Here is a 14,647-nt window from a genome sequence, read left to right as displayed (position 1 = left end):
AAATGAAAATCTAAAAGATTGAAAGAGATGAGCCTATCAAAATTTATCGGTATTCTTTTTCTGCTCGGACAAGCGGTAGGCTGCAGCTCGGCACAAAACAGTATCCCTAAAAAAGAAAGCAAAAAACCGAATATTCTGTTTATAGCCATAGACGACCTTAGGCCCGAACTAGGGTCGTATGGTTCGGAAATAGCCCGGAGCCCTAATTTAGACAAGCTCGCAAGTGAAGGCTTGCAATTCAACAGGGCCTATTGTCAACAAGCCATCTGCGGTCCTTCTCGGGCCAGTGTTCTTACGGGACTGAGGCCAGAGACCAGTGGTATTTTCCATAATTATCTAAAAATACGGGAGCTGCATCCCGATATTGTTACCTTGCCCCAACACTTCAAAAACAATGGGTACGAATCGGTGTATTACGGAAAAATTTTCCATCATGGCGATTTGGACGATTCTTTATCATGGAGTCGCGTACCGGGCCCACAACCCAAATCGGTAGTGGGTTTCGCCCTTCCTGAAAACCAACAATTACGAGAAGAAACCCGAAAGGAAATGTTCTCAAAGTATGGTGATGTGGCCAAATATGGTTTAGCCATGGGGCCCGCGTACGAATCTGCCAAGGTTCCCGATAATACCTACGCCGACGGCTATAATACCGACTTAGCCATTGCCGATATAAAGAAGATGGCCAAAAAGAGTGACCAACCCTTCTTTTTAGGACTCGGTTTTCACAAACCTCATCTCAATTGGGTAGCCCCTAAAAAGTATTGGGATTTATACGATGAAAGCAAGATTCCCATGGCCTCTGACAGTACTCCGCCAAAAGATGGGGCCGCCATGGGGCTTCACCCCTCATTTGAATTACGGGTCCGTTCAGGCATACCCAAAACAGGAAAATTACCCCCTGAACTTGCCCGAACCTTAAAACACGCCTACCTAGCTTGTATCAGCTATGTAGATGCCCAGATCGGCCGTGCCATACAAGCCTTGGAAGAGGCCGGCATACGCGATAATACCATCATCATCGTTTGGAGCGACCACGGTTGGCATTTAGGCGATATGGGTATTTGGGGCAAGGCCACCAATTATGAAATTGCTACAAGGGTACCACTGATGATATGGACCCCTGATATGCCCGACAGCAATAGAGGTGTCCAAACGGAAGCACTGGTAGAATTGATCGATATGTACCCTACCCTTTGCGAACTCGCCGGAATTGAAAAACCGGTACACTTAGAAGGGCAAAGTTTTGCCCCCCTTTTAAAACACCCTGAACAAGATTGGAAAACAGCGGTATTCAGTCAATTTCCCTCACCCGCCTTACGGGAATGGGGCTCATACCCATTGCGGCCCGCCATGCGGGAAACCTACTTCGGCCCCTTACTCGAGGAGGTCGAATTAAAGATCAAAGCACAACAAAAAGAGAAATGGGACCGAAACCTGTTTGAAAACAAGATAATGGGGTACGCCATGCGAACCGACCAATATCGTTTTATTGTCTGGAAAGACCGTACACTAACGCAAGCGTCACCCCTTTATTTTGAACTTTACGACCACAAAAAGGATCCCGGGGAAACGGTAAACATCGCCTCTAGTAATCCTCAACTTGTAGCACGTCTAATGGCCCAATTCAAAAAAGAAAAAGAGCAACATTCCCTAAACTAATGAAAAAAGAAAAACATCATTTTAAAAAAATATCAACATTAAAATTTATAGTTATGGCAATTCACTTTAATCATTTTAAACTATTTCTATACGCTGCCGTCCTGTCGGTTGCGAACATCGGACTGGCGCAAGAAACACGTCCGAACATCCTTGTGGTCTTATGTGACGACCTCGGTTATGCCGACGTTGGTTTTAACGGTTCTACGGATATCCTTACGCCCGAACTGGACAACTTGGCGCAAAACGGTAGCATTTTCACATCGGCCTATGTGGCCCACCCCTTCTGTGGCCCTAGTCGCTCCGCCATTTTAACCGGACGATATCCACACCTCACCGGTACGGCCTACAACCTTTTCCACAATAGTAGTGAAGATGACAAAGACAATATGGGCGTTCCCGTTGAAGAGACCTATATGTCCAAAGTACTTCAAAACGCAGGTTACTATACAAGCGCCATCGGTAAGTGGCACTTAGGAGCCGCCCCGAAATTCCACCCCAACAAAAGAGGATTCGACGATTTTTATGGTTTTTTAGGAGGAGGACATGACTATTTTCCTTCCGAGTACCAAAAGACCTATAAAGCGCAAAAGAAAGCCGGCAACCCAAATATCAGGGACTATGTCTTTCCCATGGAACACAACGGGAAGCCCGCCAACGAAACCGAATACATAACGGATGGTTTTTCACGGGAAGCCATCAAAAACATCAAAATTGCCGCGGCAAAAAAACAACCCTTCTTTATATATCTAGCCTACAACGCCCCCCACGTTCCGCTTCAGGCCAAGGCCGAGGACGTGGCCAAGTTCGCCCATATAAAGGATAAAGACCGAAGAACCTATGCCGCAATGGTATATGCCGTAGACCGTGGTGTCGGCAAAATTGTTCAGACCTTAAAAGAAACCAAGCAATTTGACAACACCCTTATTGTGTTTTTAAGCGATAACGGAGGGAATTTTAATCACGGTGCGAACAATTATCCCCTAAAAGGTACCAAAGGAGATACTTGGGAGGGTGGCTATCGTGTGCCCATGTTCTTTCATTGGCCTAAAAAAATCAAAAAAGACCAGCGTTTCGATTTTCCTGTTTCCTCCCTTGACCTCTACCCTACCTTCACAGGCCTTGCCGAAGCAAAACTTCCGAAAGGAAAGCAACTTGACGGTAAAAATATCATGGACGATGTCTTGAAAAACACCGAACCCTATAAAGATGAAATGATCTATTCATTGCGCTATCGCGAGGGCTATAACGATGTGGGCGCCCGAATGGGCGATTGGAAAATTACACGTATGGGCAACGAACCTTGGCGTCTACATAATATCACCCAAGATATAGGCGAAAAGAAAAACCTAGCAGGCCGATACCCCGACCGCCTAAAGGAAATGATAGCAAAGACCCAAGAGTGGACCAAAAGCTTTGTAAAACCCCTGTGGGTTTATTCGGTGAAGGACAAGGAACTCTGGGAGAGCGGCCAAATGCCGAATTATGAGGCTACTTTTGAAGTAGACAAACTAGTCGACAGTCCTTATCACAAATAAAAATTATAGGTACCAAATAAAAAGGGCCCCGTATGTACGGGGCCCTTTTTGTTTATTATAAAGTATACGGTATGTTACTTTGCTACGTTTACCGAACGGGTTTCCCGAATTACGGTGACCTTTACCTGACCCGGATAGGTCATATCGGTCTGTATTTTCTGTGAAATCTCAAAAGACAACTGTGCCGCTTTTTCGTCGTTCACCTTTTCGCTTTCGACAATTACCCTTAGTTCACGACCCGCTTGAATAGCGTAGGCTTTTTGAACCCCGCCAAAACTGAAGGCCACTTCCTCAAGGTCTTTTAAACGTTGAATGTAAGAATCCAACACCTGTCTACGAGCTCCTGGCCTTGCACCGCTAATAGCATCACAGACCTGAACGATGGGCGCAATAAGCGTCTTCATTTCAATTTCATCATGGTGAGCCCCTATAGCGTTGCAGACATCAGGCTTTTCGCCATATTTCTCAGCCCACTGCATCCCTAAAATAGCATGCGGGGTTTCTACTTCCGCTTCGGTATTCGGTACTTTACCTATATCATGTAAAAGTCCGGCACGTTTTGCCAATTTGGGGTTCAACCCAAGTTCGGCGGCCATCACACCACATAATTTGGCAACCTCCCTAGAGTGTTGCAATAGGTTTTGTCCGTAAGACGAACGGTATTTCATTCGACCTATAGCGCGGACCAATTCAGGGTGCAGCCCATGAATACCCAAATCGATTACGGTACGTTTACCGACCTCAACGATTTCTTGTTCGATCTGCTTCTCTGTCTTTTTAACGATTTCCTCGATTCGTGCCGGATGTATCCTGCCGTCCGTTACCAATTTGTGCAACGAAAGGCGTGCGACTTCACGACGGACCGAATCAAAACAAGAAAGAATAATAGCTTCCGGTGTATCGTCTACAATAATTTCAACACCAGTAGCCGATTCGAGAGCACGAATGTTTCGTCCTTCCCTACCGATAATCCTACCTTTTACATCGTCGGATTCAAGGTTGAAAACCGAAACGCAATTCTCTACGGCCTCTTCCGTACCGATACGTTGTATGGTATTGATCACGATTTTCTTAGCCTCTTGCTGTGCGGTTAATTTGGCCTCTTCCACAGTAGTTTGAATATAGGCCATAGCATCGGTCTTTGCCGTTTCCTTCAACGATTCCATCAACTGCCCTTTGGCATCATCGGCCGAAAGTCCTGAAATAACCTCTAGCTGTTGTACTTGGTTCTTATGAAGCTTTTCCAGTTCGCTTTGTTTCTTTTCAAGATACTCCTCCTTATGGGCGACTTCCTTCAATTTACTATCGAGCTGACTGTTCAATTTCTTGCTTCGGGCCAACTCGTTACTTACTTGCGACTCTTTGTCACGTGTACGTTTTTCGGCTTCCCCGATTTTTTTGTCCTTGCTGATAATTACCTTTTCATGCTCGGCCTTAAGTTCCAAGAACTTCTCCTTGGCCTGAAAGATTTTATCTTTTTTAATGTTCTCACCTTCTACTTTGGCCGCATTAATTATAGAGTTAGCCTCGTTCTTGGCGTTTAAAAGGGTTTTTGAGGCTTTGCCCTTTTCCATAAATTTTGCAATGGCGAAGCCAATTGCAAGGCCGATAATACCGGCTATTATAAGTGTTGCACTATCCATATATCAAATATTTAGGTTCGAATCGACCTAAGCGTTCAAAGTGGTACGTAAAAAATAGGGGGTACCGACCCTGGGCGCTCAAACCAATTCATAAAAAAAGCCCACATTAGCGAAGTTTTGTACAAACTCCAATAAACAGGTTTAGGGCTACAAGACTGATCAAGGATCCCTATACGGGTAGGGCCTGCTTTTACAATCTAAACTCACCCTTTTTAAACAAAATTAATGTTGAGTTTGTCAAAAGGTAATACCAATGTGGGCAGTAACTTATGTTATTTTAAAGAACGTTTTTTATTTGACGCCAAGCTTTGAAGTTATCAATTCGTCCAACGCTTTAAGGCGTTCGGTCGCATTTTGGGTCCCTTCCGATTGATCGATACCGCGTTGCTCAATTTTAGAGGCAAATTGCAGGGCACACATGGCCAATACATCTTGCTTGTCTCTTACGGCATAACTCTGTTCAAACTTTTTCGCCAATTGCTCGATGTTCTTCGCCGCCTTTCGCAAGCCTTCTTCTTGGCTTGGATCAATGGTCAAAGGGTACACCCTATCGGCAATAGAAAGCTTTATTTTTAGCTTTTCTGACATTTTATCTTTTGAACATTATTCCGAAAGTTGTGCTATACAATAGTCCAACTCCCTGATCAATGTGTTTATTTTAAGCTTAGCTTCAGTTTTATTTGTATTACTGCCAAGCATTGAGTTTGCAAGTTTCAACGAGTTGTATTTTTCTTCCCAAACGGAAACCGAATTCAACACGTGGTCTTTATCTTCCTTCAGTACGGCAATCTCTTCCTGCAATTTGGCATTGGCTTGGTTCAGCACCTCCAACTTATGCAAAAGCTTGCTTATTTTATTCTCTAAAGAGTCGACAACTTTGACCAATTCACTCATAAATCAAACGCAATGCATTTTACACAAAGTTAACATACCTGCCCTTACCTAGCAATACTTTTTTCAATTATTCTTAAAGTAATACTTTAACGCCTTAAAAAACGTTGTTGAAACACCTAACGATATTTTTGGTCCTCTATATTTTCAAGAATTCAAATCGTTTGGCTAATTTCGTATCTCTTTCTAAAGAACTATGAGAAAACTTTTTGTCGGTCTTTCATTTTTATTTTCTGTTTTTGGCTTTTCCCAGGAAAAGTATCCACAAGATGCGTTCCGTTCGCCCATTGATATACCCATGGTACTCGCCGGTACCTTTGGGGAGTTGCGCTCGAACCATTTCCATTCAGGTATAGACATCAAGACCCAGCAACGCGAGGGCTTACCCATTTATGCGGTTGCCGACGGCAGCGTAACCCGCATCAAGGTTTCCCTTTGGGGCTACGGAAAGGTACTCTATATAGCCCATCCGAACGGATACACCTCGGTTTATGGGCACCTACAGAAATTTGCCCCTAAGATTCAGGAATTTGTAAAAAAACTACAATACAAGAAACAAGCGTACGAAGTAGAGGATTTTCCCGATTATGCCGAGATAAAGGTCAAAAAAGGTGAAATCATCGCCTATGGCGGAAATACCGGAGGTTCTTCAGGACCCCACCTCCATTTTGAAATTCGAAGCAGTATTTCCGAAAAGCCGACAAACCCTTTACTTTACGGGTTTGATGTAAGGGACGCAACCAACCCTACCTTATTGAAACTCTATGGTTTTCCCTTATCGGATGACGCACAGATCAACCAAAACAAAAATACCACGGCCATTAATTTTACCCGACAGCAAGACGGTACTTTTCTGGCCGACCCGGTCAGTGCCACAGGAACCATTGGCTTGGGCTTTGTAGGATATGACAGACAAGATCTTGCGGCCAACCACAATGGCGTTTATTCGGTTCAGCAGCTTGTCAACGGAAAAGTATATACCGACTACGACTTCGAATCGTTCTCTTTCGGGGAAACCCGATATATCAACACCCTGATCGATTACTACCATTACGGAAAATACCGTCAACGCATACAACGCTTGTACAAGGCCCCGGGTAACCGCCTGAGCATTTACAACAAGCTTGAGAACGATGGAAAAATAGAAGTCAAGGAAGGATTGAGCTACAAGGTCGAGCTATTGATAAAAGATTACGCCGGCAATGAAACCAAGGCCATCATTCCGATAGAGGGAAAAACCGAGCCTACAAAAATCGACAAAGACGAAGAAAAAACAGAAAACTACGTCATTGCCAAAAAGCCGAACAATTACGATTTAGGGGGCGCCAAGGTCTACTTTCCCGCAAATACCTTTTACGACAATTTCTATATCGACCTGAAGAAGGGCGAAGATACGGTAACCATACACAACAACCGTGTACCGGCACACCGTAATTTCACCATAACCTTCGATGTCTCAAAATACAGCGAAGCCGAAAAAAAACAAATGTTCATTGCCCGACTTGACAGTAGATTGCGTCCATCACATACCTCTACGTACAAACGGGGAAATACCTTTACAACGCGCACGCGCTACCTTGGCACCTATACCTTGGCCAAAGACACGGTGGCCCCAAAGATCCGACCAAAGAATTTCAAGGAAAAACAATGGCTGAACAATTACCATTATCTTAGTCTGCGCATTACCGATGACCTCAGTGGTATAGACACCTATTCGGCCACCTTGAACGGTAAATGGATCTTAATGGAATACGAGCCTAAAACCAACACGATTACCTATAATTTCGACGATGTCATCCTTAACGAAAAAGAATGTCACCTTGAAGTTACCGTAACCGATAATGTGGGTAACACCAATACCTTTACCAGTACTTTCTATAGAAAATGACACCTTTTTGAAGTGCCCTAAACTTATTCTCCTTCTTGCGTTCCTAGGTGCTACCCTTAGTATGAGCGCCCAAACCGCTACCGTGACCGGTATCGTGTTCAATAAGGCCAACGAGCCCTTAGAGGAGGTAAATATCAGCACAGCAAGCAAAGGCACTATTTCAGACCAAAACGGATATTATTCGCTTCAAGTAACCGCCGACGAGCCCATAACCCTGACCTTTTCACATATAGGCCATAAAAACGTGGTATTGCGCGACCTTGTTCTCAACACCAACGAAACCTATGAGTTCAGTCCGGTATTACGATCGGATATTATACAAATTGCCGGTGTCACCGTTTCGCCTACGGGCAAAAGAAACATTGAAGGGGTGACTACGGTAAGTCAGGATATGGCCCACAACATACCCGGTGCCAATGCCGGTGTGGAGAACATTCTAAAACTACTGCCCGGAGTGTCTTCGAGCAATGAACTGAGTACCCAGTACAACGTACGTGGCGGCAATTACGATGAAAACTTGGTCTATGTAAACGAAATAGAAGTTTACCGACCGTTTTTAGTACGCGCTGCCCAACAGGAAGGTATGAGCTTTATCAACAGCGAAATGGTTCGTAACATACGTTTTTCCTCTGGGGGTTTTCAGGCCAAGTACGGCGACAAACTGTCTTCCGTATTGGACATCACCTACAAAAAGCCCTCCGAGAACGGTGCCCAGCTCGACCTTAGCTTTTTAGGGGCCAGCGCAACGGCCGAAGCCGTTTCCAAAGACAAAAAACTGAGCACCATCAACGGTATCCGCTATCGGAACAACAGCCTATTCGTCAACAGTCAAGATATCAACACCAACTTCAACCCCACTTTTGCCGATTTCCAGACCTTTACGACCTACCAGTTTTCAAGAAAGTTCCACCTCGATTTTTTGGGCAACGTTTCAATCAACGATTATCAAAACGAACCGCGTGACAGGCAAACGAATTTTGGAACAATAGCCGAGCCCAAATCGCTTCAAATCTATTATCAAGGAGAAGAGCACAATCGCTATAACACCATCCTTGGCGCCTTAAAGGCCAATTATTTCGTGAACGAGGATGTTACGATGAAATTAATAGCCTCGCTCTACCATACCACGGAAGAAGAATATTCCGATGTCATCGCCCAATACTATCTAGGCAACGTCAACACCGACCCCTTTAGCGATTCCTTTGGCGCCCCTACCGACATACGAGGCGTAGGCAGTCAGTATAAGCGCGCCAGGAACGAGCTTGACGCCCTGATATTCAACCTATCGTATAAAGGAAGCTTTACAAGGAAAAACCAATTATTGGAATGGGGCATCAAATACACCCATGAAGATATTCGCGACCAATTGCGGGAATCGGAGTTTATCGATTCTGCGGGGTATTTCGTTCGTCCGCCAAGAGCCGAATTCATCAACGATCAGCCCGAAACCCCCTTTGAAGCCCCCCTCGAGGCCTATTCAGGGGTAAACGCCAGAAATTTTGTAAAGACCGACCGTTTTTCAGGATATGTGCAATTTAGCGACCGATTAGACCTAGCATCACACGCCCTGCATTACAATCTTGGGCTACGGGCCCAACATTGGACGGTTTCCGGGGCAGAAATTTCAAGTTCGTCACAGACCGTCGTGAGTCCACGTGCCCAAATATCCTTAAAACCCGATTGGAAAAGGGATATGCTTTTTCGGCTTTCCGGCGGCCTATACCACCAACCCCCGTTTTACCGAGAACTCCGTGACCGAACGGGCACGGTCAACCCCAATGTAAAGGCTCAAGAATCACTTCATATTGTGGGAGGCAACGAATATTCGTTCAACCTTTGGCAGCGCCCCTTTACCCTCATAAGCGAGGTCTATTATAAAAAATTGAACCACGTCAACACCTACACCCTAGAAGACGTTCGTATACGCTACGCGGCCAATACCGATGCCGAGGCCTATGCATATGGCGCCGATCTAAGGTTAAACGGGGCCTTTGTACCCGGCACCGAATCTTGGGTAAGCATCGGCTTTTTAAAAACAGAGGAAAACAGTAACGACCGCGGATATATAGCCAGACCTTCGGACCAGCGATTGAAATTCGGTATTCTCTTTCAAGATTACATCCCCGAATTCCCCAATTTCAAAATGTACCTCAACCTGGTATACAACACTGGCGTACCCGATGGTTCGCCAAATTATTCCGACCCATATCTCTACAACACCAGATTACGCGATTATAAGCGTGCCGATTTGGGAATTTCGCATATTTTTGTAGGCGGAAACAGAACCTATCAAAAAAACCACTGGTTGCACCGGTTTAAAGAACTGAGCGCTGGCGTTGAGATTTTTAATTTGTTCAACAATCAAAATTCAATTACAAATACATGGGTCCGGGATGTTGACAGCAAACAACAATTTGCCGTTCCTAATTTCATGACAAGTCGTGTGCTGAACCTAAAGCTCCGCATGCGCTTTTAGAAGACAAACTGATGAAGAAGATTTTTTTTGCCGTACTACTATTGACCACTGTTCTTGCCAACGCTCAAAAGAATATATACGAAAGTGACAAATTTGATGACCTGAGCGACAGCCACCAAGTTTTGGCCATCATTCCCTTTTTGGCGAATCTTGAGTTAAAGGACGATATTTCAAAGGAAGAATTAAGCACCCTAGAACAAAAGGAAGGCTACGCCGTACAGAACGCCCTAGAGACCTATTTTTCAAGGCGCAAAAAGAAAAAGAAATTCTCGGTAGAGTTTCAAGACGTAAAGAATACCAATGCCATACTGGCCCAAAACAATATAGATTACAATAACATTGACGTATACACCACCAAACAGCTCAGTGAAATTTTGGGGGTAGATGGCATCATTAGTGGAAATATGGACCTCAACGTACTGCTTTCAAAAGGTATACCTACGGAGTTCAGCTTTATGGATTATTTCTCGGGAAATGCAGACTATGGCCGTATCGGTGTAAAAATTAGCGATGGCAATACCGGAAAGCTTCTCTGGAAATACGAAAAGAAAATCAATAAAAAATCAGGGAAAAATACGACCGACCTTATCGACCGTATGATGAAACTCGCGGCGCGTAAGTTTCCGTACGACCGGGAAAAACGAAAAGACCGAAAGCAAAAATAAACATTGAAACTCCCTCTAGAAAAGGGAGTTTTTATTTTTCCACGAACTCCTTGAGCACCTGAACGGTATAGTCCAATTCTTCTTTGGTGTTGTATTTTGAAAAAGAAAACCGTAGCGAAGGCTTCCTAAAATCGTCTTCCGACAGAATCTCGGCAAGCACGTGTGACCCTAGGTCGCTTCCCGATTGGCAAGCACTTCCTTTTGAACACGCTATCCCCTTCATATCCAAATGGAACAAAAGCATCAACGCTTTCTGTGAATCTATGGGCAAGCAGGCATTCACCAAGGTAAAGGTGCTTTTTTCCAAGTCGCCCGAATGACCGTTAAATTTTACATCAGGAATCTCCTCCTTCATTCGATCAATAAAGTAAGATTTCAGTTCGGTAACATAAGCCGTCTCGGCCTCTAGATTATCGTATGCCTCCACAAAGGCCATTTCGAGCCCTACAATATTGTGAAACGACTCGGTTCCCGCGCGGTAACCACGCTCTTGCGCACCGCCCGCTATCATAGGTTTGAGTCCTGAATTCTTCTTGATATAGGCAAACCCTATTCCTTTTGGACCATGGAATTTATGGGCCGCGGCCGTAAGAAAATCGACCGGAACGGCTTTTACATCCCAGAGATAGTGTCCGATAGACTGCACCGTATCCGAATGAAAAAGCGCCCCGTGGGAATGACAAAGTTCACAAACCGCTGCAATATCGATCTTATTGCCAATTTCATTGTTTACATGCATTAAACTCACCAACTTTTTAGAATCGTCTTGCTTCAACAAGCTTTCCAGATGCAAAAGGTCGGGGTTGCCGAATACGTCAAGATCAACATACAAAACCTTGATACCCTTTTCACTCGCCAAGTCTTCAACCGTATGAAGTACGGCATGGTGTTCTATTTTAGAAGTAATGATCGTTTCTACTTTCAGGTCGCGAACGGCACAGCGTAAAATCATGTTATCGGCCTCGGTCCCCCCAGAAGTAAAAATAATTTCCGAAGGATGGGCGTTCATATATTTCGCAATCGTTTTTCTGGCACTCTCTACCGCTGTCTTTGCCGAACGGCCAAAACTATGGGTAGAAGAAGGATTGCCGTAAAAATTGGCCAAGGCATCTTGCATCTTTGCGATTACATTTTCCCGTACTTGAGTAGTGGCCGCATTATCTAAATAAACCTTTTTCATCACCTAAAAATTCAATTAAGAGCGGTCAAAATTAGCGGAATTAAAGTTAATTTCTCCCTAATTCCCAATAAACTTGTCCTTTATTTCCATTAAATTTGGCACATGAAGAAAACGCTACTTTTAGGTATACTGACCCTTTTATGCGCCTGTGACGATGGCGATCTACAAATTGAACGGGTAGATTTTGACGCTGTAGATGTTCAGACGTGCGGAGACCTTGACGATCCGCTGGAAACCACGTTTTTCTTTAAAATAGACGGTGACGAGGCCCTATTGCTCAACTTGGCCAGTGGCCTACTCAAAAACGAGACTTCTGAGGCCGATGAGCTTCAATCGAGTTTACCTTCGGCATCAAGCCTCATTTACAGGCTATTCGACGATGACGTTTCCAAAGATTATTTCTGTTCTACCATACCCGCACTAGAACCATCCGTAACCAAAGAAAACACGGCAACGGCAGGTGATATCGACATAGAAACGCATGTGAGTACGGTCTCAAAAGATACCAAGACCTATGCGCACACCATTTCCATTACCGGCCTTTCCTTGGCCAACGAGCAAAACGAAAGCATAACCGATTCGTCGACCATGACCTACGGAACCTTTAAGACGACCACACCAATAAGTGCCAGACTTGATGTGCCGTTTTCAAATTATGAAGCCATTGCCGATTTTTCCGAATGCGAAAATGCCTTTGTAGACGGTAGCCTAAGGTTGTACAAAAAGATAAACGACGAATACGTTTCCTTGGATATACCGCTCACAACCATAGCCAATGCGGCCACCACGGCAGGAGAACCCCGAACCTCGACCTTGGAAAACGGAGCGTTCAAGTACACCGTATTAAACACTATAGTAACCGATGACATGATCTGCACCGACGCAGCGCTTTCAGAAGATATCATAAGTTTTGATTTTACGTCTTCGAGCGGAGCCATTAGTGTTGAGACCGTTGCAAACGCCGCGGATGGAACTGGTGCCATTACCTATACGCACACTATTTCGATCAACAATTTACTACTTGTCCTAAAAGGTGACGGTGAAGATGTCGCCGATGTAACGCTATCGGCCATCGACAACTTTGTGCTGGGCACCTATACAACGGTAGCCGACTAAGTATTCTGGTAAATATAGACCTCGGTAGCGCCCAGGCCGTATTTTTGGTAATCGGCATCGTAGTATTTTACATTGTCGTAGCGTCTAAAAAGGTAATAGAGCTCTTCTTTGAGCACGCCTTCCCCTACCCCGTGAATGAATACCACTTTTTGGATCCGCTTTCTCATAGCGAATTCCAACTGACGTCTGGCCGCATCCAACTGAAGGTTCAGCATATCATAATTGCTCATGCCCTTGCTTGACTTTGTCAACTGATGAATGTGCAGATCCACTTCCATCTTGGGGGCGTTGCGTTCTTTGGGCTTTAAGACTTGGGTTCTTCTTTTCTTCGGAAGTTCTTTTTCGGCCTTCACCTGGCTTATCTCGTAATTGCTGACCCGGATATCCCCCGTATCGATCCGAACCAGCTCGTTCGCCTCAAAATCGAGCTCAAACCCGTCATTGGTTTCAATAGTTACCGTAGCCCCGGAAAGCTTAGTAACCCTACCCGAGATGACATCATCTATAGTCTCAACCTTATCCCCTATTTGAAAAACGGCCATAATTTGTTTTGTATCCACAAAAATAATGGTAATTTTCGTGATAGAATTGCTAAACCGTAAAAATGCAGTTAGCTACTTTTTTATTGACTCTTGAAGATTATATGCTACCCTGCCTGAACAAAAAGCTCTTCGGCATCGACTGTCCGGGCTGTGGTCTTCAGCGTTCCATTGTACTTTTTTTTAAGGGGGATTTCAGTGCGGCCTTTGATATGTATCCGGCAATTTTCACCCTTATACCACTTGTAATGTTCGCCTTTGCAAGTCAATTTATCCGATTTCGTTTTGACACCCATATAAAAATGGCCCTTGGTATACTAAGCGGCTCTATTATTATAGTTAACTATATTCTTAAAATGACTCACCTAACCCACTAAAAAATGGAACAACACAAATTACCCAATGCTACTTTAATTCTTGTATTCGGAATTCTTTCGATAGTCACCTGTTGCTGTTATGGTATTCTTGGTCTTATATTCGGTATCGTTGCCTTGGTCTTAGCGAACAAAGCCACCTCCATCTATCAGGAAAACCCAGAAAACTATACGGATTACGGCAACGTAAAAACGGGAAAAATTCTTGCTATTATCGGTATCGTACTCAGCGTTCTTTATCTAATGATGACCATAGGTATGATTGCTTTCTTCGGGTTTGAAGATATGCAAGACCCTGAAATGATACGTGAAAAAATGGAAGAACTTTTTGGATAAGAAATGACACAACAAACCCTACCGGGCGCTAGTAACGCCTTAACTTTTGGAATTCTTTCCATAGTATTGACGCTTCTTTGCTGCGGACCCTTTGGCGCTATTTTCAGCTTTATAGGCCTGTCTAACGCGAAAACCGCACAGCGAACCTATGACCAAAGTAATGGTCAGTACACGGGAATCGAAAACGTAAAGACCGGAAAGACCCTATCATATGTAGGCTTGATCTTAGCAGCCATTTACCTGCTAATAGCCATTATATACTTTGGCGCCATTGCCGCCATTATTGTAGCGGCCGCCACAAACGGCGATTTCTAAACCCGAAAGATAGATGTACAAAAAAAG

At 44.3% G+C, this 14,647-nt stretch carries 14 protein-coding genes and 1 other RNA gene; 9 read left to right on the top strand and 6 right to left on the bottom strand.

From position 1 onward, the window contains the following. Nucleotides 1-27 precede the first annotated feature (27 nt). Both ZOBGAL_RS14855 and ZOBGAL_RS14850 read left to right on the top strand, forming a co-directional pair. Nucleotides 28-1,662: a sulfatase gene (locus tag ZOBGAL_RS14855; RefSeq protein ID WP_013994479.1), complete on the top strand. Its 1,635-nt coding sequence runs from the start codon at nt 28-30 to the stop codon at nt 1,660-1,662. Between the two features lie 53 nt (nt 1,663-1,715). Further along, complete coding sequence (locus ZOBGAL_RS14850; protein ID WP_046287960.1) at nt 1,716-3,197, top strand: sulfatase-like hydrolase/transferase; 1,482 nt, start codon at nt 1,716-1,718, stop codon at nt 3,195-3,197. Between the two features lie 74 nt (nt 3,198-3,271). On the opposite strand, the gene rny is transcribed toward ZOBGAL_RS14850, so the two are convergent. From rny to ZOBGAL_RS14835, 4 genes are all read right to left on the bottom strand, one after another. Then, the gene (rny, locus tag ZOBGAL_RS14845; protein ID WP_013994477.1) at nt 3,272-4,840 is read right to left on the bottom strand and encodes a ribonuclease Y; all 1,569 of its coding nucleotides are present in this window, start codon (nt 4,838-4,840) and stop codon (nt 3,272-3,274) included. A 123-nt stretch (nt 4,841-4,963) separates the two neighbouring features. After that, nucleotides 4,964-5,074, bottom strand: a non-coding RNA gene (gene ssrS, locus ZOBGAL_RS23155) — 6S RNA. Nucleotides 5,075-5,131: 57 nt separating this feature from the next. Further along, nucleotides 5,132-5,428: a cell division protein ZapA gene (locus ZOBGAL_RS14840; RefSeq protein ID WP_013994476.1), complete on the bottom strand. Its 297-nt coding sequence runs from the start codon at nt 5,426-5,428 to the stop codon at nt 5,132-5,134. Between the two features lie 15 nt (nt 5,429-5,443). Beyond that, nucleotides 5,444-5,734, bottom strand: coding sequence for a hypothetical protein (locus ZOBGAL_RS14835; protein ID WP_013994475.1), 291 nt, complete (start codon nt 5,732-5,734; stop codon nt 5,444-5,446). A gap of 193 nt (nt 5,735-5,927) precedes the next feature. Between ZOBGAL_RS14835 and ZOBGAL_RS14830 the strand changes: the two genes are divergently transcribed. From ZOBGAL_RS14830 to ZOBGAL_RS14820, 3 genes are all read left to right on the top strand, one after another. After that, on the top strand, nt 5,928-7,619 hold the full coding sequence (locus ZOBGAL_RS14830; RefSeq protein ID WP_013994474.1) for a M23 family metallopeptidase: 1,692 nt from the start codon (nt 5,928-5,930) through the stop codon (nt 7,617-7,619). 61 nt (nt 7,620-7,680) lie between these two features. Beyond that, nucleotides 7,681-10,095: a TonB-dependent receptor gene (locus ZOBGAL_RS14825; protein ID WP_046287521.1), complete on the top strand. Its 2,415-nt coding sequence runs from the start codon at nt 7,681-7,683 to the stop codon at nt 10,093-10,095. An 11-nt stretch (nt 10,096-10,106) separates the two neighbouring features. Next, nucleotides 10,107-10,760, top strand: coding sequence for a hypothetical protein (locus tag ZOBGAL_RS14820; protein ID WP_013994472.1), 654 nt, complete (start codon nt 10,107-10,109; stop codon nt 10,758-10,760). Between the two features lie 31 nt (nt 10,761-10,791). Here ZOBGAL_RS14820 and ZOBGAL_RS14815 read toward each other — a convergent pair whose 3' ends face one another. Further along, a complete protein-coding gene (locus ZOBGAL_RS14815; protein ID WP_013994471.1) occupies nt 10,792-11,940 on the bottom strand; it encodes a cysteine desulfurase family protein in 1,149 nt (382 codons plus the stop codon). Between the two features lie 102 nt (nt 11,941-12,042). Between ZOBGAL_RS14815 and ZOBGAL_RS23710 the strand changes: the two genes are divergently transcribed. After that, on the top strand, nt 12,043-13,056 hold the full coding sequence (locus ZOBGAL_RS23710; protein ID WP_013994470.1) for a hypothetical protein: 1,014 nt from the start codon (nt 12,043-12,045) through the stop codon (nt 13,054-13,056). Here ZOBGAL_RS23710 and ZOBGAL_RS14805 read toward each other — a convergent pair. Next, nucleotides 13,053-13,598, bottom strand: a complete 546-nt coding sequence (locus tag ZOBGAL_RS14805; protein ID WP_013994469.1) for a Smr/MutS family protein — start codon at nt 13,596-13,598, stop codon at nt 13,053-13,055. The genes ZOBGAL_RS23710 and ZOBGAL_RS14805 overlap by 4 nt on opposite strands. 62 nt (nt 13,599-13,660) lie before the next feature. On the opposite strand from ZOBGAL_RS14805, the gene ZOBGAL_RS14800 reads away from it, so the two are divergent. The 3 genes from ZOBGAL_RS14800 to ZOBGAL_RS14790 are packed head-to-tail and all read left to right on the top strand — an operon-like array spanning nt 13,661 to nt 14,620. Further along, entirely contained in the window at nt 13,661-13,972 is a 312-nt protein-coding gene (locus tag ZOBGAL_RS14800) for a DUF2752 domain-containing protein (RefSeq protein ID WP_013994468.1), read from the top strand. A 3-nt stretch (nt 13,973-13,975) separates the two neighbouring features. After that, nucleotides 13,976-14,305: a CCC motif membrane protein gene (locus ZOBGAL_RS14795; protein WP_013994467.1), complete on the top strand. Its 330-nt coding sequence runs from the start codon at nt 13,976-13,978 to the stop codon at nt 14,303-14,305. A gap of 3 nt (nt 14,306-14,308) precedes the next feature. Next, nucleotides 14,309-14,620: a CCC motif membrane protein gene (locus ZOBGAL_RS14790; protein WP_013994466.1), complete on the top strand. Its 312-nt coding sequence runs from the start codon at nt 14,309-14,311 to the stop codon at nt 14,618-14,620. Nucleotides 14,621-14,647: the final 27 nt, after the last annotated feature.

Source organism: Zobellia galactanivorans (genome assembly GCF_000973105.1).
GTDB lineage: Bacteria > Bacteroidota > Bacteroidia > Flavobacteriales > Flavobacteriaceae > Zobellia > Zobellia galactanivorans.
Note: the sequence above shows the minus strand (reverse complement) of the source record. Positions and strands in the feature narration are given on the sequence as shown.